The organism is Microbacterium bovistercoris, from assembly GCF_003387575.1.
GTDB classification, from domain to species: Bacteria; Actinomycetota; Actinomycetes; order Actinomycetales; family Microbacteriaceae; genus Microbacterium; species Microbacterium bovistercoris.
In genome coordinates this window covers 113,784-132,036 of record NZ_QUAB01000044.1, presented here as the reverse complement: position 1 = coordinate 132,036, position 18,253 = coordinate 113,784, and the positions used below count along the sequence as shown (strand labels likewise).

At 70.1% G+C, this 18,253-nt stretch carries 20 protein-coding genes; 11 read left to right on the top strand and 9 right to left on the bottom strand.

Annotation, left to right across the window (positions count from 1 at the left end):
• Positions 1–8: 8 nt before the first annotated feature.
• Positions 9–674, bottom strand: a complete 666-nt coding sequence (locus tag DY023_RS12205) for an NADPH-dependent F420 reductase (protein ID WP_116242606.1) — start codon at positions 672–674, stop codon at positions 9–11.
• Positions 675–762: 88 nt separating this feature from the next.
• Between DY023_RS12205 and DY023_RS12200 the strand changes: the two genes are divergently transcribed.
• The 3 genes from DY023_RS12200 (at position 763) to DY023_RS12190 (ending at position 3,055) form a co-directional block, all read left to right on the top strand.
• The gene (locus DY023_RS12200) at positions 763–1,122 is read left to right on the top strand and encodes an MmcQ/YjbR family DNA-binding protein (RefSeq protein ID WP_116242653.1); all 360 of its coding nucleotides are present in this window, start codon (positions 763–765) and stop codon (positions 1,120–1,122) included.
• A 121-nt stretch (positions 1,123–1,243) separates the two neighbouring features.
• On the top strand, positions 1,244–1,615 hold the full coding sequence (locus DY023_RS12195) for a hypothetical protein (protein WP_147303303.1): 372 nt from the start codon (positions 1,244–1,246) through the stop codon (positions 1,613–1,615).
• A 93-nt stretch (positions 1,616–1,708) separates the two neighbouring features.
• On the top strand, positions 1,709–3,055 hold the full coding sequence (locus DY023_RS12190) for an HNH endonuclease (protein WP_116242652.1): 1,347 nt from the start codon (positions 1,709–1,711) through the stop codon (positions 3,053–3,055).
• 248 nt (positions 3,056–3,303) lie between these two features.
• On the opposite strand, the gene DY023_RS12185 is transcribed toward DY023_RS12190, so the two are convergent.
• Positions 3,304–5,193: a hemagglutinin gene (locus tag DY023_RS12185; protein ID WP_181905836.1), complete on the bottom strand. Its 1,890-nt coding sequence runs from the start codon at positions 5,191–5,193 to the stop codon at positions 3,304–3,306.
• A gap of 148 nt (positions 5,194–5,341) precedes the next feature.
• Between DY023_RS12185 and DY023_RS12180 the strand changes: the two genes are divergently transcribed.
• Positions 5,342–5,935, top strand: coding sequence for a response regulator transcription factor (locus tag DY023_RS12180; RefSeq protein WP_116242603.1), 594 nt, complete (start codon positions 5,342–5,344; stop codon positions 5,933–5,935).
• 3 nt (positions 5,936–5,938) lie between these two features.
• On the opposite strand, the gene DY023_RS12175 is transcribed toward DY023_RS12180, so the two are convergent.
• Positions 5,939–6,592 (bottom strand): hypothetical protein, encoded by a 654-nt coding sequence (locus DY023_RS12175; RefSeq protein ID WP_116242602.1) that lies wholly within the window; start codon positions 6,590–6,592, stop codon positions 5,939–5,941.
• Positions 6,593–6,632: 40 nt separating this feature from the next.
• The gene (locus tag DY023_RS12170) at positions 6,633–7,295 is read right to left on the bottom strand and encodes a TetR/AcrR family transcriptional regulator (RefSeq protein WP_116242601.1); all 663 of its coding nucleotides are present in this window, start codon (positions 7,293–7,295) and stop codon (positions 6,633–6,635) included.
• 73 nt (positions 7,296–7,368) lie between these two features.
• On the opposite strand from DY023_RS12170, the gene DY023_RS12165 reads away from it, so the two are divergent.
• Genes DY023_RS12165 through DY023_RS12155 form a run of 3 tightly spaced genes read left to right on the top strand, consistent with a single transcriptional unit; the run spans position 7,369 to position 9,730 of the window.
• A complete protein-coding gene (locus tag DY023_RS12165; protein ID WP_116242600.1) occupies positions 7,369–8,295 on the top strand; it encodes an alpha/beta hydrolase in 927 nt (308 codons plus the stop codon).
• A 53-nt stretch (positions 8,296–8,348) separates the two neighbouring features.
• Complete coding sequence (locus DY023_RS12160) at positions 8,349–8,714, top strand: ArsR/SmtB family transcription factor (protein WP_116242599.1); 366 nt, start codon at positions 8,349–8,351, stop codon at positions 8,712–8,714.
• Positions 8,711–9,730: a cation diffusion facilitator family transporter gene (locus DY023_RS12155; protein ID WP_116242598.1), complete on the top strand. Its 1,020-nt coding sequence runs from the start codon at positions 8,711–8,713 to the stop codon at positions 9,728–9,730. Before DY023_RS12160 ends, DY023_RS12155 begins: the two co-directional genes overlap by 4 nt.
• Before the next feature lies 1 nt (position 9,731).
• Here the strand turns inward: DY023_RS12155 and DY023_RS12150 are convergent, their stop codons facing one another.
• Entirely contained in the window at positions 9,732–10,118 is a 387-nt protein-coding gene (locus DY023_RS12150; RefSeq protein ID WP_116242597.1) for a DoxX family protein, read from the bottom strand.
• A 79-nt stretch (positions 10,119–10,197) separates the two neighbouring features.
• Here DY023_RS12150 and DY023_RS12145 point away from each other — a divergent pair, with 79 nt between their 5' ends.
• The 3 genes from DY023_RS12145 to DY023_RS12135 are packed head-to-tail and all read left to right on the top strand — an operon-like array spanning position 10,198 to position 12,349.
• On the top strand, positions 10,198–11,061 hold the full coding sequence (locus tag DY023_RS12145; protein WP_116242596.1) for a sigma-70 family RNA polymerase sigma factor: 864 nt from the start codon (positions 10,198–10,200) through the stop codon (positions 11,059–11,061).
• Positions 11,062–11,077: 16 nt separating this feature from the next.
• The gene (locus DY023_RS12140; protein ID WP_116242595.1) at positions 11,078–11,830 is read left to right on the top strand and encodes an AAA family ATPase; all 753 of its coding nucleotides are present in this window, start codon (positions 11,078–11,080) and stop codon (positions 11,828–11,830) included.
• A gap of 33 nt (positions 11,831–11,863) precedes the next feature.
• Positions 11,864–12,349 carry a methylated-DNA--[protein]-cysteine S-methyltransferase gene (locus DY023_RS12135; RefSeq protein WP_116242594.1) on the top strand — a complete coding sequence of 162 codons (486 nt, stop codon included), beginning with the start codon at positions 11,864–11,866 and terminating at the stop codon, positions 12,347–12,349.
• Positions 12,350–12,358: 9 nt separating this feature from the next.
• On the opposite strand, the gene DY023_RS12130 is transcribed toward DY023_RS12135, so the two are convergent.
• Positions 12,359–12,811 (bottom strand): DUF1801 domain-containing protein, encoded by a 453-nt coding sequence (locus DY023_RS12130; protein ID WP_116242593.1) that lies wholly within the window; start codon positions 12,809–12,811, stop codon positions 12,359–12,361.
• Between the two features lie 72 nt (positions 12,812–12,883).
• A complete protein-coding gene (locus DY023_RS12125; RefSeq protein ID WP_181905835.1) occupies positions 12,884–15,346 on the bottom strand; it encodes a LuxR C-terminal-related transcriptional regulator in 2,463 nt (820 codons plus the stop codon).
• Between the two features lie 89 nt (positions 15,347–15,435).
• Here DY023_RS12125 and DY023_RS12120 point away from each other — a divergent pair, with 89 nt between their 5' ends.
• Complete coding sequence (locus DY023_RS12120) at positions 15,436–16,668, top strand: PxKF domain-containing protein (RefSeq protein WP_116242591.1); 1,233 nt, start codon at positions 15,436–15,438, stop codon at positions 16,666–16,668.
• Positions 16,669–16,681: 13 nt separating this feature from the next.
• On the opposite strand, the gene DY023_RS12115 is transcribed toward DY023_RS12120, so the two are convergent.
• The gene (locus DY023_RS12115) at positions 16,682–17,572 is read right to left on the bottom strand and encodes a sigma-70 family RNA polymerase sigma factor (protein ID WP_116242590.1); all 891 of its coding nucleotides are present in this window, start codon (positions 17,570–17,572) and stop codon (positions 16,682–16,684) included.
• A gap of 16 nt (positions 17,573–17,588) precedes the next feature.
• Positions 17,589–18,047, bottom strand: coding sequence for a carboxymuconolactone decarboxylase family protein (locus DY023_RS12110; RefSeq protein WP_116242589.1), 459 nt, complete (start codon positions 18,045–18,047; stop codon positions 17,589–17,591).
• Positions 18,048–18,253 lie beyond the last annotated feature (206 nt).

Below are 18,253 nucleotides of genomic sequence, written 5' to 3'. Positions count from 1 at the left end.
GCCGCCCCTCAGCCGATCGGAACCGGATGCTGCTGCGGGGCAGCATCCATCATCCCGCGTAGCTCGTCGGCGCCGACATTCGCGCCGAACGCCGGATTGCCGGGCTGCAGTACCGCGCCTGAGGCGAGCGGGCCGGCGAGCACCGGATCGAACCCGAGGTCGTCGACGAAGGCGGCCACGTCGGCGACATCCGTCGCGTCATCGCCCGCGATCGCGATCGCCTTGCGCCCCGGCGCATCCGCAGACCGGGCCTCGGCGTCGAGGTCGTGATAACCCATGTGGTTCAGGGCCTTCACGACGCGAGCCCCGGCGAGGAACTCCTGCACGATCTCGCTCGTCGACGTGCGCGGGTCGCTGAGGTCGTCGCGGATGCCGTCGGTCTCCCACCAGTAGTTCATGGTGTCGATGACCAGCTTGCCCTCGAGCAGGTCCGCGGGCAGGTTCTGATGCTTGCCGAGCGGCAGCGCGAGCAGCACGACGTCGGCCTCGCGGATGGCGTCGTCGGCGTGCACGGCCGTCGCCCCGGGCGCGAGCACCTCGACGGTGAGCGCGATCCGCTCCGGGGCGCGGGACCCCGCGATCAGCACGCGGTAGCCGGCGGCGACGGCCAGCCGCGCGAGCACGGTGCCGACCTTGCCGACGCCGAGGATGCCGACCGTGCGGATGCTGCTCATCGTGACCCTTCTCGTCGCCGGGCGCTCCGGTCGACAGGGGATGCAACGTCGCGATGCGCGTGTCGATTCCCGCGCCTATCCTGAGGCGATGGCGACCATCGCTGATGTGCGCGCTCTGGGCTCGACCCTGGAGCGGTCGTATGAGGTGCTCGTGCGCGGGCGGATCAAGTTCCGGGTCGGTCAGCTGGTGTACGTCGCGTTCTCGGCCGACGAGCGGACCATGGAGTTCGGCTTCCCGAAGGAGATGAGGGAAGGGCTCGTCGGAGGTCAGCCCGACAAGTTCTCGATGCCGTCGCCTTCGGATATGCGGTTCCACTGGGTGCGCTCCGACCTCGCGGCACTCGACCCCGCCGAGGCGCGGGAGTTCGTCGTGGATGCGTGGCGCATGGTCGTGCCGCAGAAGCTGGCGCGCGCGTACGACCTGGCGCATCCGGACGGGCCGGGGTGATCGGCGCACGCGATCAGGACATGGCGGCGCAGGCGGAGCGCTTCAGCGAATGTGCGTGATCCGCGCTCCACGCGGCGGGGCGTCCTGCCCCGTAGGCGGAACGTTCGCCTTCGCGCTGCCGATGATCTGGTTTCAGACGTACTTCTCGATCTGGGAGCCGGCGCCCCTGCCGGCGTCCGAGCAGATCGGGCGTTACGAGTTCGCCGCGACCGGCGCTCTCCTGGTGGTCGCCGCATCCTTGGCGGTCGCTCTCGTGGCTCGGAGGCGCGGCCTCGCCTGGCTCACTGGCATCGCCCTGCTGTTCGCACTCGCCGCGGCCTTCGTCTTCCAGATCCCCGCAGGACGATTCGTGCCCGAGCGGGTGGCGCCGACGCCGTACAACACCACGGGCTGCTTCGGGACGAGTGGGGACTGCCCTGGACGACTATCGAAGAAATCTGCGAATGTGGGCGAAGGTTTTGTTACGGATCGCGTAGCAGAGTATCTGCGCTGATCGCTGTTCTGATTTGGTAACTCGAAAGGTCGCCGATGAGATTGATTCGAAGAAAAGTTCGACATTCGAATCGGATCGCGCTAAACTGTGATCATGACAGAGCACCTGGTCCCGCTGCACGACGCGATCGACCGCGTCGACGCGGCCTGGGCGGGCGCCGGTGACGCGACACATCTCGATCGGGGTCGGCTGCTGGCGGCGAACGACGCCCTCGGGGTCCTGCGCCGCCTCGTCGAGGCGCTGCAGTCAGAGGTCTCGGCGGAGATCGCGCATGAGTCGCGGGTCGAACTCGGCCCCGAATCGCTGGCCAGACAGCAGGGCTACCGTAACGCGGCGCAACTGATCGCGACGACGACCGGAACTTCCGCAGGGGATGCCTCTCGGCTGGTGAAGGTCGGTGAGGCGACGGCCGCACGCACCGACTTGATCGGCGATCGCCTTCCGGCGAAGTACCCGGCGCTGCAGGAGCGGCTGGCCTGCGGACAGCTGGGTGTGCAGGCCGCGGCCCTGCTGATCGGGCTGCTCGACCGACTGCGGCTGAAGGTGGACCGTGCCCGCATCGACGAGGCCGAGGCTCTCCTCGCGGACCAGTCGATCGGAATGTCGCTCGATGACGTGCGTCGCCTGATGACCCGCGTCGAAGCGCACCTCGATCCCGACGGCGTCGAGCCGAAGCAGGACGAAGTGCGGGCTCGGCGCTCGCTGACCATGTTCGAGCGCGACGGAGCATTGCACGTGAACGGCGTCTTCGACATCGAGGCCGGTGCCCCGATCCGCGCCGCGATCGGCGGATACGTCAACGCGGCCTTCGGTGCGCGGAAGGAGGCCGTCGATCCCGACGCCCCCGATGCCGACCATCGCACCGTCGCGCAGTTGCAGGCCGACGCGCTCAGCGAGTTCTGTGCGCACCTGCTCGGCTGCGAGAGCGAAAGGCCGGCCCTCGCCGGTGCGACCGTGGTCGTGCGTGTGGATCTCGGAGATCTCACCGAGGGCACCGGCTTCGGAACGGTGGACGGCTCGGATCAGCCGGTCAGCATCGCCGCAGTGCGGCGGATGGCGGCATCGGGCGGAGTCATCCCGTGCGTGCTCGACTCCGACGGGGAGATCCTCGATTGGGGCAGGGAGCGGCGCCTCTTCACACGTCCGCAGAAGCTCGCGCTCGTCGAACGGGATGGCGGCTGCGCGATGTGCGGGCTGCCGCCCGCGATAACCAAGGTCCATCACATCGCATGGTGGCAGCGTGATGCCGGTCCGACAGACCTCGACAACGGGATCCTGCTCTGCGAGACCTGTCATCACCGCATCCACGACAACGGCTGGGACATCCGCATCGACGGCACCGGCATCAGAGCGCGCGTCTGGTTCATTCCGCCGCCCTACGTGGATCCGGCGCGCACCCCACGTCTCGGCGGGCTCGCCCGCTACACGCTCGCGGCCTGAGCGGCGTCGTTGGCGCGCGCTCTTTCGCGCCGCGCTCCCGCTGGCATCGGTTCGGGTGTCGGCTCCGCGTCCGTCATCCGTGATCGATACGAGCTCGTCGCTCGTGATGTGGACTATGACGGTCCCGAGTCGTCGTCGCGGTCCATTCACTGCGATCATCCGCGGGCATGCGAGCACCCTACTCGCAGACGAAGGGTCCCGCGACCTCCGCCGCGGGACCCTTCGGCATCCGACCATCCGAGCCACCGTCACGGGCTGCTGACCGTTCCTCCGTTCGTGATGGTCACCTTCGACACCTCGTGGCAGCTGGCGGGGATGTCCCGCTGAGCCGCGTTCGTGCTGTCGTAGGTCACCCGCCAGGCGAAGTCACCGCTCGCGGTCTGCGCCGGGGCATTCCCCGTCGACACCGTCTGCGGCGAGGCTCCCGCGACCGCGACCGCCTGGCTCCACGCGGCCGTCCCGGTGCAGGTGGCGTTCGTGAAGAACTCGAACAGCACGCTTCCCGCGAGAGTGCCGCCGGCCGGAGCGCTCACCGTCGCAGAATCCTTCGGGATCCAGGTCTGCCCGGTGCTGATCGAGGATGCGACGGACTTGACGACCACGTTCTCCTTGACATCCGTGCAGTCGGTGTTGTGCGTCGCCGGCTTCGTGTTCACCGATCCCGGCGTGTACGCCGCGGCCCAGTGATACGTGCCCGCGGGCTTCGGGGCGAACTTCGCGCTGTCGTAGGTTCCGTCGCCGTTCACCGTCACGCTGGGCGACGTGAAGACACTCGCCCCGCACGCGGAGTCGCTCGGGCCGTACAGCGTGAACACGATGCCGCCGTTGTCCTTCGGACCTGCTGCGCCGGTGAGGTTGATCACCGGGTCGGCGGGCATCGTGGCCGTACCGGTCAAGGTCGCAGAGTCGAAGACCTCGCCACCCAGGAACACGTCGTCACTGGCATCCGTCGACAGTGTCGGAGTCACGGGCTTCACGGTGAAGCACTCGCCCGACGTCGAATCCGACGAGGACGGGATGCCGAGCGTCGGCGCTCCGCTGTACTCCGCCCGCCAGCAGTAGTCGCCGGCGGATGTCACGTACGCCACGGGCGACTGCACCGTCACCGGATACGACGCGCCGGTCACGTTCGTCGTGCCGACGGCTGTTCCGCCGGCGGTGCACAGCGCCCCGGCGGCGACCTTGCAGAGCCAGAACGACACGGTCCCGGTCGGTGTCGGCTCGCCGCCGCTGACATCGACCTTCGCCGAGTCGCGCACGCCCACGACGCCCTTGTCGATCGTGAACGTCGAGGGGATGTCGGCACCTTCTGCCGTCTTCGGCGTGGTGACCGTCGTCGACTCGCAGTTGCTCAGCTCGGGTGCCGGCGCGAGCACGGTGTCCTTGTAGTCGGCGGTGTCGGAGTTGCCGGTCACGGTGCTCGGGATCACGTTCGCGAGCACGAGGCACTGCGGCACGCCGTCCGACAGGATCGCGGTCAGATCGACAGCGGCCTCTCCGCGGAAGTTGAGGGCGCCGTACTTCGCGTCCGACTCCTCCTCGTTCAGCAGCTCGGGTGCGCCCAGCGTCAGGTGGTCGTCGTCGGGCCCGGTCCACGTGCGCAGGTACAGGTCCGTGCTGTTGCCCTGCTGATCCCACAGGATCATGAAGTCACCGGCGGTGCGGTTCGCCCACGGGTTGCAGCTCGCGATCAGGGAATCGTCGGACACCTCGCCGTAGGCGCAGGCATCCGGAGCCTTCTTGTGCATGAACTCGAAGGAGATGAAGCCGCTGCCGTTGTTCGAATCGCGCTCCCACGCGAAGTACAGCCAGTCGTGCTGCGTCTCCTCATCCTTGTCGGTGTCGATCCACGCGCGCCGCAGGTCGACCTGCGCGTTCGGGTTCGTCATGCCGAGAGTCGGCACCGCGTCGTCGTGGATGACGCCGATCTTCGTGGTGCTGGAGTTGAGCGGGCCCAGCTCCTTGACGTTTCCGGTCGGGTCCAGCAGCTCGGTCGCGCCGGCGTCGGGCACGTTCCCGTCGATCAGGAACGGTCCGTCCGCGGCGTTCGCCGCGACCGCTCCGCCCAGGGTGAGGGCTGCCACCAGACAGCCTGTGAAACCGGCGGCGAGAATGCGCCGTCGCATGCGTATGGACATGGGTCCATCCCCTTTCCCCAGTAAGGTGATGCGGCCTACACTAGAAACGTCGTGGGGGCGCGACCATCGGGCATGTGCGCATCAGGGGCTGGGGAAAACCCCTTAAGGTGATCGTCTCTCCACAGCCCGACGCGATGGGACCCTGGGGATGGACGATGCGTACGCGCTGCTGGTCGCGGGCGAACACGTGAGCCCCGGCTATGCGCGCCTGCTGGGCAGGCTCGGGCTGCCCGTACGCGCGTATCCCGATGCCGAGGGCGCCACGGCGGATCTGCCGTCGCACCCGCCTGTCGTCTCGATCCTCGAGGTCGAGGACGGCGGCTTCGGACTGCTGCGCGAGCTGCGCGACCGTTACGGTCCGGCCATGCCGGCCGTGCTCGTCTCCGCCGAGCGCACCACCCCCGCAGATGTCGTCGCGGGCCTGCTGATCGGCGCCGACGACTACGCCGCCGAAGCGATGGATGCGGAGGAGTTCCTCGCCCGCGTACGCAGGCTGATCGAGCGCACCAGACGCACGCCCAGCGCCACCACGGATCTGCGTCCGCTCTCGCTCCTGACGCAGCGCGAGCGCGAGGTGCTCACGCTCACGACCGAGGGTCTGTCGCAGAAGCAGGTCGCCGCCGCGCTCGGCATCAGCATCAAGACCGTCGGCGCGCACATGCAGAGCCTGCTGGTGAAGCTCGGCGTGCACTCCCGCATCGAGGCGGTCGCGCTGGCGATCAGGGCCTCGGCGGAGGCCTGAGCCTCACGCCTCCGCGACGGGCCTGCTCACCCCGATCAGCAGCGCCGGAAGGGTCTGCCGCACGAACGGCGACCCGGCGAACGACTTCTCGTCGCCGCCCGACATGATCCACGACTCGAAGGAGCGCTCGTAGGTCAGGATGACCACGCGCACGCCGAGGGCGGGCTGCCACTCGAACTCGCGCCCGATCTGCGAGAGCAGCAGCTCGAAGGCATCCAGCAGGGCCGGCAGGAACGCGCGCTCCGACTCGATGACGTCCTCGCTGCGCGCGCCGGTGGATGCCGCAAGCTGGCGCTCCCGCAGGCGGATCGTGAGCGAGCTCCAGTCCAGCGGCCGCGCCTCCGCGAGCGCGATCGACAGGGCGAGCACGAGGTCCTCACCGTCGTGCTCGCGGGGGTCGAACGTCTCCGCGGCAGAGCGCACACGCTGCGCGCATTCCTCGATCAGCTCGAGATCCACCGCATGCAGCAGGGCGCTGTCGGTGGGGAAGAGGGTCCGGAAGGCGCCGTCCGAGAGCCCCGCCTCCGTGCGCAGCTCAGTGGTCAGCGCGGCCAATGACCCGTCCCAGGTGGGCAGCAGGATCCGTGCGAGCGTGACCACGCGCGCACGGCTCGCGCGGCGCGTCGATTCGACTCGGGGGTTCACATCGGCAGGCATCCCGGCATCCGTCCTTCTCGGGTCGCGCAGACAGCGTCTTTCAGACTACCGCCGGGCGCGGGCCCAGCTCGATCTCCAGCGACGCCTGCACCGCGCCGAGGTCTCGCAGGCGTTCGACGATCGCGCGCTCGGCACGGCGATAGGGCAGGTCGCCGCCGTGCATGAGCGAGGTGCGGTTGGCCTGTGAGAGCAGCGCCTCGAGTTCGAAGCTCAACTGGGCGGCGTCCTCCAGCATCGGCAGGTCGCCGTCGTCCATCGCCTGCGCGATCGAGATCTCGAGGTACGAACGCCACAGATCCATCGCATCCGAGATCGCGTCGTGCACGGGGCCGGGGTGCGAGGCGAACTCGGCCGAGACCGCGAGGAAGAAGCAGCCGCCGGGGAACGTGCGGTCGGAGGAGTAGTCGATCCAGGCCCGCACCAGCGCTCGCAGCCGCACCAGGCCGCGGGGATGGATGCGGGCGGGATCGACGACGACCTCGGTGAAGACCCGCTTGGCGTCGGCGACGATCGCGAGCTGCAGCTGTTCCTTCGAACCGAACAGTGCGGCGACGCCGCTCTTACTGGCCCCGGCCTCGGCGGCGAGCCGGGCGATCGAGACGCCGTTGAGGCCGTCGGTCGAAGCGCTCCTGGTCGCGACCGCGAGTACGGCCTGGCGGGAGCGATCGCCTCTGGCCCGGCGACCGTCGACGGGGGTTGTCATGCCCTCAATGTATCAGTACGATCGTCCGCATAAGTAAGTGCACGATCGTCCGTATTGTTTGAAGGGTTGGGAAATGAACGCCATGATCCGCTCGATCGACAAGCTCGCCCCTGCGCTCGCGGCAGGTCTCACCTATCCCGCCTACCTCGGGCTCGGACGCCGACGCCCGGTGCACGAACGCGAGCGGGCGACCCACGAGGCCGCTCGCCGCGAGAGCATCGTCGTCGCCGGGCGGCGCGTCGTCGTCTACGAGTGGGGCGCAGGCGAGCGCACGGTGCTCGTGGTGCACGGCTGGCGAGGGCGGGCAGCGCAGTTCGCGGCGATCGTGCGGGAGCTGCGTGCCGAGGGCTATCGGGTGATCGGCTTCGACGCGCCGGCCAGCGGCGACTCGCCGGGCCGCCGTACGCACCTCGGCGAGTTCCGCGCGATCGTGGACGCGCTCGCCCGCCGCGAGGGCGGCTTCCACGCGATCGTCACGCACTCGGCGGGTACCCTCGCCGCGGCGGCCGCTGCGGCGGACGACGGGATCACCGACCGCATCGTCTCGATCGCGCCGATCGTGCGGGTCGGATACCTCACCGAGCAGTTCGCGAGGATGACGGGCCTCAGCGGTCGGGCGACAGGGCTGCAGGAGGCGTGGTTCGCCGCCGGGCTGCGCCGCCGCGGCTACGTCCTCGACGAGAGCTATGAGCTGCTCGCACGTGAACTGCCTGCCGATCTCTCGATCACGATCGTGCACGACCGTGGCGATCGGATGTCCGACATCGACGAGAGCCGCAGGCTCGCGCAGCGCCGTCCCGACCAGGTCACGCTGATCGAGACGGAGGGGTCAGGGCACAGCAGAGTGCTGGAGTCGGATGCCGCGCTCGACGCGGTGCTCGAGGTCGTGGGGGCCACTGAGATCCCGGTGACCTCCCGGGTTCTGCACGAGACCCGCGTGCCGAGCATGGGTTTCGCGCCGGTCTCGGGGTCTCGCGCGGAACTCAGCCACGCGCGCTGAGGTTGTCGCGGATCGGCTCGCGCTCGGACCCCGGCGCGCCTTAGTATCTGCGTATGAGTGCAGATAAGCAGGGATGCGGATACAGCCCGGACAGCTCCTTCGTCGAGCTGGCCGTCGAGGTGTTCGGGATGCTGGCTGATGCGACGCGTGTGCGCATCATCCTCGCCCTGCAGGACGCCGGTGAGCTGTCGGTGAACAATCTGGCCGAGATCGTCGACAAGTCGCCGGCCGCCGTCTCGCAGCACCTCGCCAAGCTGCGCCTGGCGCGGATCGTCGCCACCCGTCAGGACGGACAGCGCGTGTACTACCGGCTCGAGAACGAGCACGCCTCCGAACTCGTGGCGTCGGCGATCTTCCAGGCCGAGCACTCCCTCGGCGGCGTGCCGCGGCACCACCACCAGGATCGGGCAGGGGCATGACCGGCACGCACACCCACTCGCACGCGGATCACGATCATCCCCACGATCATTCCCACGGTCATTCCCACGGCGAGCACGGACACGAACATCCGACCGGGTTCAAAGGCTTCCTCTACGGCCTGTTCGTGCCGCACACACACGACGCGGCCGACTCGATCGACGACGCGATGGAGGCCAGCAGCGCCGGGATCCGGGCGCTCAAGGTCAGCCTCGTCCTGCTGCTGATCACCACGCTGCTGCAGGGCTGTGTCGTCGCATTCAGCGGCTCGGTGGCGCTGCTCGCCGACACCATCCACAACTTCTCGGACGCCCTCACGGCAGTGCCGCTCTGGATCGCGTTCGTGCTCGGCCGCCGGGCGGCATCCCGCCGCTACACCTACGGATTCGGGCGGGCCGAAGACCTCGCCGGGCTGTTCATCGTCTTCGTCGTCGCTCTCTCGGCCGTCGTCGCGGCCTGGCAGTCGATCGACCGCATCCTGCACCCGCAGCCGCTGGCAGGCCTCGGCTGGGTGATCGCCGCCGGTGTCATCGGCTTCCTCGGCAACGAGGCTGTCGCGATCTACCGCATCCGCGTCGGCCGTCGCATCGGCTCGGCCGCGCTCGTCGCCGACGGCGTGCACGCCCGTACCGACGGCTTCACCTCGCTGGCGGTGGTGATCGGCGGGATCGGGGTGCTGCTCGGCTTTCCGCTCGCCGACCCGATCGTCGGCCTGATCATCTCGGCTGCGATCTTCGTGCTGCTCATCGGCACGGTGCGCAGCGTCGGCCGGCGGCTGCTCGACGGGGTGGAGCCAGAGCTGGTCGACCGGGCCGAGCACGCCATCGGGAATGTCGACGGCGTGCTGAGCATTGAAAGGATCCGGTTGCGCTGGGTCGGTCATCGTCTGCAGGGCGACGCGATCGTGGTCGCCGCTGCCGGGCATCCGGACGTCGCAGCGGATGCCGAGCGCAGCGTGCGCGCGCACCTGCCGCACCTCGACGACTTCGTGGTCGGGGTGCGCACGCCGCGGCCCTGACTCAGCTTCCGTAGGGAGCGAGCACGAAGCGGCCCCAGGCCACGAAGATGAAGGCGAGCATGTAGGCGGTGTCGCCTGCCATGTAGGCCCATTCGCTGCGGCGGAATCGGGTGGTCGCCGCGCCCGACATCAGCAGCGCGAGACCGCAGGCGGCGACGGGCGAGAGCTCGGGCATGATGCCGACCAGCGGCGGCAGGACGAGACCGGCCACGCCGATCAGTTTGATCGTGCCGATGGCCTTGATCTTCCCGGCGCTGAAGTCGTCGACCCAGTGCTGGCTGGCGCCGAAGGCGCGGTAGCGTGCCTTGGTGAGCAGGATCTGGCTGGCGCCGCCGACGCCATAGGCGAGGGCGAGTGCTCCGGTGAGAATCCACAGTGCGATGTTCATCTGCTTGCCTTTCTCGTTACGTCGGCCCCTCGGGGCGCGTCACAGTGATGACGGATGACACCGACCGGAGGTAACCGAGATGGATGAGAACGAACTCGCCGCGGACTTCGAGGAGCACCGTGCACGGCTGGTGGCGGTGGCGACGAGAGTTCTCGGCTCTCGGGCCGACGCCGAGGACGCCGTGCAGGAGACCTGGCTGCGCCTGGCCGGCCACAGCGGCGACGAGATCGAGAACCTCGGCGGCTGGCTGACCCGGGTGACTGGCAGGATCTGCATCGACATGCTGCGCCGGCGCACCTCACGCGGCGAGGAGACGCTCGACGACTGGTCGCGGGTCGAACCGGTCGTCACCGAAGACGAGGAACGGCCGGAGGATGCCGCCGAGCTGGCCGACTCGGTCGGGCTGGCGCTGCTCGTGGTGCTGCAGTCGCTGCGTCCCGAGGAGCGGCTCGCGTTCGTGCTGCACGACCTGTTCGCGGTGCCGTTCGCCGAGGTCGCGACGATCGTCGGGACGACGACGGATGCCTCGAAGATGCTCGCCAGCCGCGCGCGGCGCAAGGTGCAGGGCACGCCGCATCCGACCGGCTCGCTCCGTGAGCGCCGTGAGGTCGTGGACGCGTTCCTGGCCGCGGCGCGCAGCGGGGACTTCGACGCTCTGCTCGCGCTCCTTGATCCGGATGTCACCTGGCATCGGCACACACCGAAGGGGCACACCGTGCGGATCGGCGCCAACGAGGTGCTCGCGGCCGTGCGCCGCGGCGACCCCGAGCGGCTCGAGGCGCGACGCGTGAGCGTGAACGGCGAGCCTGGCATCCTGGTCTGGGGTCCGAACGGCAAGCCGATGTCTCTGATGTCCTGCACGGTCGCCGACGGCAGGCTGGTCGACATCGTCTCGATCATCGACCCGGTGCGACTGGCGACGATGGACCTGCCGGCGCGCTGACAGGGAGGGAGGGCGCGTGAGCACATTCTGGGAGCCCGGCGGGCGACGACGGCAGCAGCCGGTGGTCGCGGTTCACCCGACCGACGACGCCCCGCAGCCCGACGGGCAGTGGCCCACCAGCATCCCGGCAGTCGCTCAGGTGCTGCGCGAGGGGATCGAACTCGACCCGGGCGTGACGTTCCTCGTCGGCGAGAACGGCAGCGGCAAGTCGACCATCGTCGAGGGCATCGCGATCGCCTACGGGCTGTCGCCGGAGGGCGGATCCCGGCAGGCCCAGCACAGCACCCGGCCCACCGAGTCGCCGCTGTCGGACTGGTTGCGCATCCAGCGCGGCGTCGGCGCCGACCGCTGGGGCTTTTTCTTGAGGGCCGAGACGATGCACTCGTTCTACACGTACCTCGAGGCGAATCCGTCGATGAGCGGACCCGACGTCCCGTTCCACGAGATGAGTCACGGCGAGTCGTTCCTGGCTCTGCTGGACGACCGATTCACGCGGCCGGGTTTCTACTGCCTCGACGAGCCCGAGGCGGCGCTGTCGTTCGGGTCGACGCTGAGCCTCATCTCCGTGCTGCAGCGCATCGTCGACGACGACGGGCAGGTTCTCTGCGCCACGCACTCGCCGGTGCTCGCCGCGCTCCCCGGCGCGCGCATACTCGAGGTCGGGGAGTGGGGCCTGCGAGATGCCGAGTGGGGCGACCTCGAACTGGTGCGTCACTGGCGCTCGTACCTCGACGAACCGGGGCGCTATCTGCGGCACCTGTTGGGCTGAGCGGATGTCGGACACCCCGGCTACTCTCGGCACATGACCTCGTTCGGCCTGCTCGAGAGCCCCGTCGGCGTGATCGGCATAGAGAGCGACGGCACCGCGATCACGCGCGTCACCTGGACGACGAGCATCCCGGCATCCGGTGCCGACACGGTGCTCAGCGCCGCCCTCGAGCAGCTCGGCGCCTACTTCTCCGGCGACCTGACCACGTTCGACGTGCCGATCGACCTCGGTCGGCAGACGCCGGTGACCAGGGCGGTGCTCGAGACGCTGTACGAGACCGTCGGGCACGGCGAGTCCATCACCTACGGGGAGCTCGCCGCACGCAGCGGCACCGAGGTGCCGGCACGCGCGATCGGCTCCATCATGGGCGCGAACCCGATCCCGCTGATCGTCCCGTGCCACCGCGTCGTCGCCGGCGACGGACTGGGCGGCTACTCCGGCGGAGCGCCCGGCGAAGGTCTCGCCACCAAGCGCTGGCTGCTCGAGCACGAGGGCGTGCTGCCGCGCTCTCTGTTCTGAGCGCCGCGGTCAGGCGCCGGCGGCCTTCCGCACCAGCACCGTCACCTCGGCCCACGCCTTCTCGGTCGGATCCTGCAGGGCGAACGCAGAAGGCCACAGCCCGTCCTCGTCGTCGAGCTCAGCCAGCGAGCTGAAGCCCAGCGTCGAGTAGCGGTCCTTGTCCATCTGGCCGCTGCGGAAGAACACCACGACCTTGCCGTCCTTCGCCCAGCCGGGCTGGCCGTAGTAGAGCCGCGGTGCGAGCTCCGGGGCGGTGTCGGTGACGATCTCGTACAGTCGCTGCGCCATCTCGCGGTCGCCGTCCGGCATCTCGGCGATCTTCGCCTCCAGATCGGCCTTCTCGGCCGCGGCCTTGCCGGCCTCCTTCTCGCGCTTCGCCTGCAGCTTCAGCTCCTGCGCGCGCTGCTTGACCGCCGCACGCTCCTGCGCGGACAGCCCGTCACTCGTCGTCTTCCCGGCCATGGAGTCCTCCGTTCTCTGGGAAGCACGTTTCGGGAACAGTGCGGCGGCGGCTTCTCGAATCCTGATCAAGGGTCACTCCGCCCGCGTCTCGACCAGCCCGTGCCGGTGCGCGAAGGCGGTCGCTTCCGCACGGCTGCGCACATCGAGCTTCCGGTAGATCGCGCTGGAGTGGTGCATCGTCGTCTTCGGCGTGATGAACAGCCGCTCCGCGATCTGCTTGTTGCTCAGCCCCTCGGCGAGCAGGACGAGCACCTCGCGCTCCCTCGCCGTGAGCCCGTCGCCCGACCCGGGAGCCGTCGGCGACTCCTCGGAGTGCTCCCGGAGCCACCGCAGCGCCTGGGCTGTGGCGTCCACGGCTGAGAGGATGCCGCCCTCCGCGGCGACGGCCGCGAACCCGGACTCGCCCAGCCGCGCGGTGAGAAGCGCTCGCACCTGTGCGAGTTCGAGTGCGGATGCCGGGGCCATCGACCGCAGCACTCGCTCGCGGTCGGCCTCGATCGCGCCGAGCATCCGCGCCGCGAACGCCCAGTCCTCCATCGCGACCGCGATGAACACCGTGTGCACGAGCGAGATCGCAGACAGGTAGGACCCCCACCAGGCCCTTCCGATGGACAACCGTTCGGCGCATCGGCGGGCGGCCCGCGCCGGAAGCTCCGCCGCGAGCTCCGCTCTGGTCATGACCGCGAGGATGAACCACTCCATGACCGCGTCGCGTTCGTCGCGGGCCAGGCGCAGCGCGTCGGCGAGCGTCGGCACAGCGGCATCCGCCGGAACGGTGTCCGGCGGGACGGTGCGCAGCAGGATGGTCGCGGTGAGGATCGAATACGGATCGCCGACTCGCTGCGCGTGCCGGAGCGCGTCCATGGCCAGGCGCACCGCGCCCGGCGCATCCCCGTCGGCGTGGATGCCCGCGGCCACCCACACGTCGAACCGTGCCCCCCAGGTGGCGCAGGCGTGCTCTCTGGCGAGGCGGCTGCCGGTTCGGGCGGCCCGCACGGTGGCGGGCATGTCGCCGGTGGTGATGCCCATGATCACGGCGACCATCAGCGCTTGCAGCGCCAGCAGCGGGGTCCGCTCGGCATCGATCAGCCGGAACCCGCGCCGCCATCGCTCGTCCACGAGGTCGGCCAGCGCCGCACCGTCCGCGGACATCGCGAGGCCGTACGCCGACCAGATCCACGTCTGCGCCTGCTGGGTGAGGGGGAGCGAGTCGAGGTCGGCGGTGGCGATCAGATGCTCGAGCTGGCCGGAGATCCGCGTCACCTCAGCGGTGCCCTCCAGCGCGGCCGCACAGTCCAGCACCCAGCTGTGAGCGCGCGGATCGTGCCGCTCGAGCAGCAGGTCACCCTCGTGCAGCAGGTCCTGGTGCAGCACGTGCGCGAACGCCCTGTGTGACGGCGGCTCCGCCTGCGCATGGGCATCGGCCGCCTCGCGGACGACCCGTGCCAGGCGACGGCGGTAGGCGTCCTCCGTAGGCGGGTCACCGGGCAGTTCGCGCAGCACACTGCGCAGGATCGGCAGCATCATGAACACCGGCTCGCCGAAGAGCGGGGGTGCGCTGTCGAGCAGCCGCAGGTCGAGCAGCCGCTCCAGCGCGTCGGCCGCGTCCCCGGGAGCCTGCCCGCTCACGTCCACGACGCCGGCGAACGAGAACGCGCGCTCGAAGTGCGCGAGGCTGCGCAGCATCCTCCGGTCGTCTTCGGAGAGCGCGCCGACCGTCGCGGCGAGGGCATGTCCGACCCCGACTTCCCGCCCGTCCCTCGTGGTGCGGAGCAGTTCGAGAGCCGGGCCGCCGTCGGCGAGGTCGTTCGCCACCCGCTCCGAGGAGAACACGCGGATGCGGGCCGCGGCCAGCTGCAGCGCCAGCGGAAGACCGCCCACCAGCCGGCAGATCCGGATGACGCTGTCGAGGTTCTCCCCATCGAGGGCGAAGCCCGCGTCGCTGCGTGCCGCAGCGTCCACGAAGAGCGCGATGCTCGCGCACCCGAGGGCCCGGTCGATCGGCATCCGCTCCTCGGGGATCCCGAGCGGGCGCACCGGCACTTCCGCATCCGCGCTCTCGAAGGTCCCACGAACGGTGATCACGATGCGCAGCCGCGGGCAGGCGTCCAGCAGCGCCCGCAACTCGGCGGGTGCCACGGTCAGCGAGTCGAGGTGGTCCAGGAGGAGCGTCACGGCGGATGCGCCGATCCGCTCCGCGATCCGCGCTCGGGACTCACCGGCGCGGGCGCCCAGCCCGAGTCGTGCGGCGACCTCCACCCACACCTCGGCAGAGGCGGGCACCCCGCCGAGGTCGACGGTCCAGATCTCGGAGTCGTCCGGGGGTGCCGTGACGATCGCGCGCAGCAGTGCGCTCTTGCCCACGCCGGCGGGCCCGGTCACGGCGACGAGGCGCCGCGACGACACCAGGAGTGCGCGCAGCAGCGCGACCTTGCGTTCCCGTCCCACGAGCCCCATGGCGTCCTCGCCCTCGAAGGTGTGGCGGCAGCGCAACGCGCTGCCGACGAATCCGGCTCCCCACCGGAGATGGGTCATCTGCCCGATGCGCCACATCTGGCTACGAGATTAGCGTTCGCAGAGGGGCGGCAGTAGGGGCTGTCGGAGGGACTTCTCGGGGGCGGAGCATGGCACGGGGCTGGGGAGGGATCGGCGCGGCGCTGGTCGCGGTTGCCGTCACCGCGGGACTGCTGTGCGCGCCGGCCTCGGCGGAGCAGATCGACTGGCGGCCGGGTCCTGTCACAGCGCGCGTGCTCTTCGACACGGCACCCGCGACGGAGGGAATCGCCGAGGGCGACGTCGACGGCGTGGACTACACCCGAGCGGTGTGCTTCACACCCGACCCGGTGTCTGGTGCCTGGGACGGCGAAGGCGTGACGGTGACCGTCGACGCAGCCGACACCGACATGCTGTCCTGCACGGTGCGTGCGACGGTGCGGTACTGCTCCTGGGAGCTCTGGCGACGCACCTGCGACGGCGTGCGCGCGGTCGAGCTGCGGGCCGAGGGGGAACCGCTGCACGTCGATTCGACGACACCGCGGGTGACCGGTGCGCACGTGGTCGGCTCGCCGTCCAATGCGGAGGGATGGTTCCGCGCCGCGGGCACCGTCGTGTGGTCGGGGCGCGACAGGGACTCGGGGATCGAGTCGTGCACGACGGCGCCGATGGCGGGCGCCGACACAGTGAGATCGACCGTGGTGGGACTCTGCCGCGACCGTTCGGGCAACGCCTCCGAGACCTTCACCTACACGTACAGACTCGACACGACGCCGCCGACTCTGCAGCCGACCGTCTCCGGCACCGCCGAGCTCGGCGCCCCGGCGGGCGCGCACCCCGGTGCCTCCGACGAGACATCGGGCGTCGCGGCGGCGGTCTGCAACGGGGGAGCGCCGCTCGACACCTCTTCGACCGGGCAGCACACGGTCGTCTGCTCGGCGGTGGATGTCGCAGGCAACTCGGCCTCGGCCGCGACGACCTACTCGGTGGGATACGGCTTCGCAGGGGCCTGGTTCCGCCAGGCCGACGACCCATCCCGGCGCGGGGTGCGGCATCCCGTGCGGGCCGGTTCCTCCACGGCGTTCACATTCCGCGCGACGACAGACAGCGCGGGCACGCCGGCCGAGCACCTCGATGCGGCGCGCGTCACGGTCCGCGTCGCCCCGATGCCGTGTGCCTTCGCGGCCGATTCCGGTGCGGTGCCCACGGGAGCGCTCGTGTCGAGCGGGCTCCGCGACCTCGGCGGCGGCCGGTACCTGGTGGTGTGGTCGAGCCCGCGGGCCTGGGCGGGCGCGTGCGGGCTGCTCACCCTCGACCTGGGTGATGGGCTGCCGCACCACGCCGCGGTGGCGTTCCTGCAGTGAGCGGCGCTGCGCTTCAGAGCACGAAGCGCAGCTTGTCGGGGTTGGACACCTGGCGGATGCCGCAGATGCGGCCGCCGGCATCGAATTCGAGCGTCAGCAGGTCGGTGCGGCCCGAGTGGGTGAGTGCGATCGCCGGCTCGCCGTTGGCGTCGAGCAGCCCCACCGTGAACGGATGCGCGGGATCGTGCGCCGCTGCCTTCTCGGCGACGCCGACGAAGAAGCGCCGCACCTTCTCCGCTCCGAAGATCGGGTTCAGGGCGGCGCGCACGCGGCCGCCGCCGTCGCTCCACAGGATCGCATCATCCGCGAGCAGGTCGAGCACTGCGGTGATGTCCCCTCCTTCGATCGCGCTCACCAGCGATGCGAGCGCGGCGGGATCGGCCGGCGGCGCCTTCGCGGCATCCGCCGAGATCCGCAGCCGGCGCTCCCCGCGGGAGATCAGCTGCCGCACGGCGGCGGGCGAGGTCTCGAGGATCTCGCCGATCTCGACCGCGGACATCCCGAACGCCCTGTGCAGCACGACGGCCGCGCGGGCGTCGGGCGACAGCTGTTCGGCCAGGTGCAGCAGCGCGAGCGACAGCAGCTCGCGGTCGGCGACCGCGTCCTCGGGCAGACGCGCGGTCGCGACGGGCTCCGGAAGCCAGTGCCCGGTGTACTCCTCGCGGGATGCGGCGAGCGAACGCACGCGATCGATCGTGCGGCGGACGCACACCGTGGTCAGCCAGGCCGGCCAGGAGCGCACCCGGCCGGAGCCGGTGCGCTCCTCGTTCAGCGCCTCGATGGCCACATCGGAGACGACATCCTCGGCGAGGCCGAAGTCGCCCAGCATCCGATAGGCGATGCCGATCAGCCGCCCCCGCTCCGCTTCCCAGGCGCGGGTCGCGGGGGTTGCGGTGAGGGTCATGACCTCCAACGTAGCCCTAGACGACCGGGTGCTTGTCGTCGATCGGCGGCGCCATCTCGGTCGCGATCGCGATGCGGTTCCAGACGTTGATGGTGCTGATGGCCATGACGATGCCGCCCAGTTCGCCCTCGTCGAAGTGCTCCGCAGCGGCACCCCAGATCTCATCGGTGACCGTGTCGGGCCCGAGCTTCGTGATCGCGTCGGTCAGCGCGAGCGCGGCCAGCTCGGCCTCCGAGAAGAAGCCTTTGGCGTGCTGCCAGGCGCCGACCGCGTGCAGCGTGCGCTGCGGGATGCCGCGCTTGGCGCCGTCGGTCGCGTGCATGTCGACGCAGAACCCGCATCCGTTCAGCAGCGAGGCGCGCAGCTTGATCAGCTCGTACAGCCGCGGTTCGACCGCCTTGCGCGAGTACGCCTCCATCCCGATCACGGCCGCGTAGCCGAGCTTGTTGGTCCTGGACATGTCGATCCTGGTCATCGTCGTTCCTTCCGGAGCCGTTCGTTGCGGCTCTCACTGAAGGTGTCGGATGGCGCGGGCGAAGTGTGACAGGGGGCGCCACGGCAAAGTCTCCGATGCGGGGTCGAAGTCTCCGTGCCGTACTCGGACGCACAGTCCGAACTAGTGTTGGTCTGCTCGTCGCCGGCAACCGGAGGGGGGCCGTCCGGCCCGGCGATGAGGACAGC

Excerpts from the sequence above, each read along its gene's own strand:
- DY023_RS12150 (WP_116242597.1), bottom strand. The coding sequence starts at position 10,118 with ATGAACATCGCACTGTGGATTCTCACCGGAGCACTCGCCCTCGCCTAT.
- DY023_RS12195 (WP_147303303.1), top strand. The coding sequence starts at position 1,244 with ATGATCTGGTTTCAGACGTACTTCTCGATCTGGGAGCCGGCGCCCCTG.
- DY023_RS12115 (WP_116242590.1), bottom strand. The coding sequence starts at position 17,572 with ATGACCCTCACCGCAACCCCCGCGACCCGCGCCTGGGAAGCGGAGCGG.
- DY023_RS12130 (WP_116242593.1), bottom strand. The coding sequence starts at position 12,811 with ATGGCCGGGAAGACGACGAGTGACGGGCTGTCCGCGCAGGAGCGTGCG.
- DY023_RS12110 (WP_116242589.1), bottom strand. The coding sequence starts at position 18,047 with ATGACCAGGATCGACATGTCCAGGACCAACAAGCTCGGCTACGCGGCC.
- DY023_RS12170 (WP_116242601.1), bottom strand. The coding sequence starts at position 7,295 with ATGACAACCCCCGTCGACGGTCGCCGGGCCAGAGGCGATCGCTCCCGC.
- DY023_RS12190 (WP_116242652.1), top strand. The coding sequence starts at position 1,709 with ATGACAGAGCACCTGGTCCCGCTGCACGACGCGATCGACCGCGTCGAC.
- DY023_RS12125 (WP_181905835.1), bottom strand. The coding sequence starts at position 15,346 with ATGACCCATCTCCGGTGGGGAGCCGGATTCGTCGGCAGCGCGTTGCGC.
- DY023_RS12205 (WP_116242606.1), bottom strand. The coding sequence starts at position 674 with ATGAGCAGCATCCGCACGGTCGGCATCCTCGGCGTCGGCAAGGTCGGC.
- DY023_RS12185 (WP_181905836.1), bottom strand. The coding sequence starts at position 5,193 with ATGTCCATACGCATGCGACGGCGCATTCTCGCCGCCGGTTTCACAGGC.
- DY023_RS12145 (WP_116242596.1), top strand. The coding sequence starts at position 10,198 with ATGGATGAGAACGAACTCGCCGCGGACTTCGAGGAGCACCGTGCACGG.
- DY023_RS12180 (WP_116242603.1), top strand. The coding sequence starts at position 5,342 with ATGGACGATGCGTACGCGCTGCTGGTCGCGGGCGAACACGTGAGCCCC.
- DY023_RS12160 (WP_116242599.1), top strand. The coding sequence starts at position 8,349 with ATGAGTGCAGATAAGCAGGGATGCGGATACAGCCCGGACAGCTCCTTC.
- DY023_RS12175 (WP_116242602.1), bottom strand. The coding sequence starts at position 6,592 with ATGCCTGCCGATGTGAACCCCCGAGTCGAATCGACGCGCCGCGCGAGC.
- DY023_RS12120 (WP_116242591.1), top strand. The coding sequence starts at position 15,436 with ATGGCACGGGGCTGGGGAGGGATCGGCGCGGCGCTGGTCGCGGTTGCC.
- DY023_RS12200 (WP_116242653.1), top strand. The coding sequence starts at position 763 with ATGGCGACCATCGCTGATGTGCGCGCTCTGGGCTCGACCCTGGAGCGG.
- DY023_RS12155 (WP_116242598.1), top strand. The coding sequence starts at position 8,711 with ATGACCGGCACGCACACCCACTCGCACGCGGATCACGATCATCCCCAC.
- DY023_RS12135 (WP_116242594.1), top strand. The coding sequence starts at position 11,864 with ATGACCTCGTTCGGCCTGCTCGAGAGCCCCGTCGGCGTGATCGGCATA.
- DY023_RS12165 (WP_116242600.1), top strand. The coding sequence starts at position 7,369 with ATGAACGCCATGATCCGCTCGATCGACAAGCTCGCCCCTGCGCTCGCG.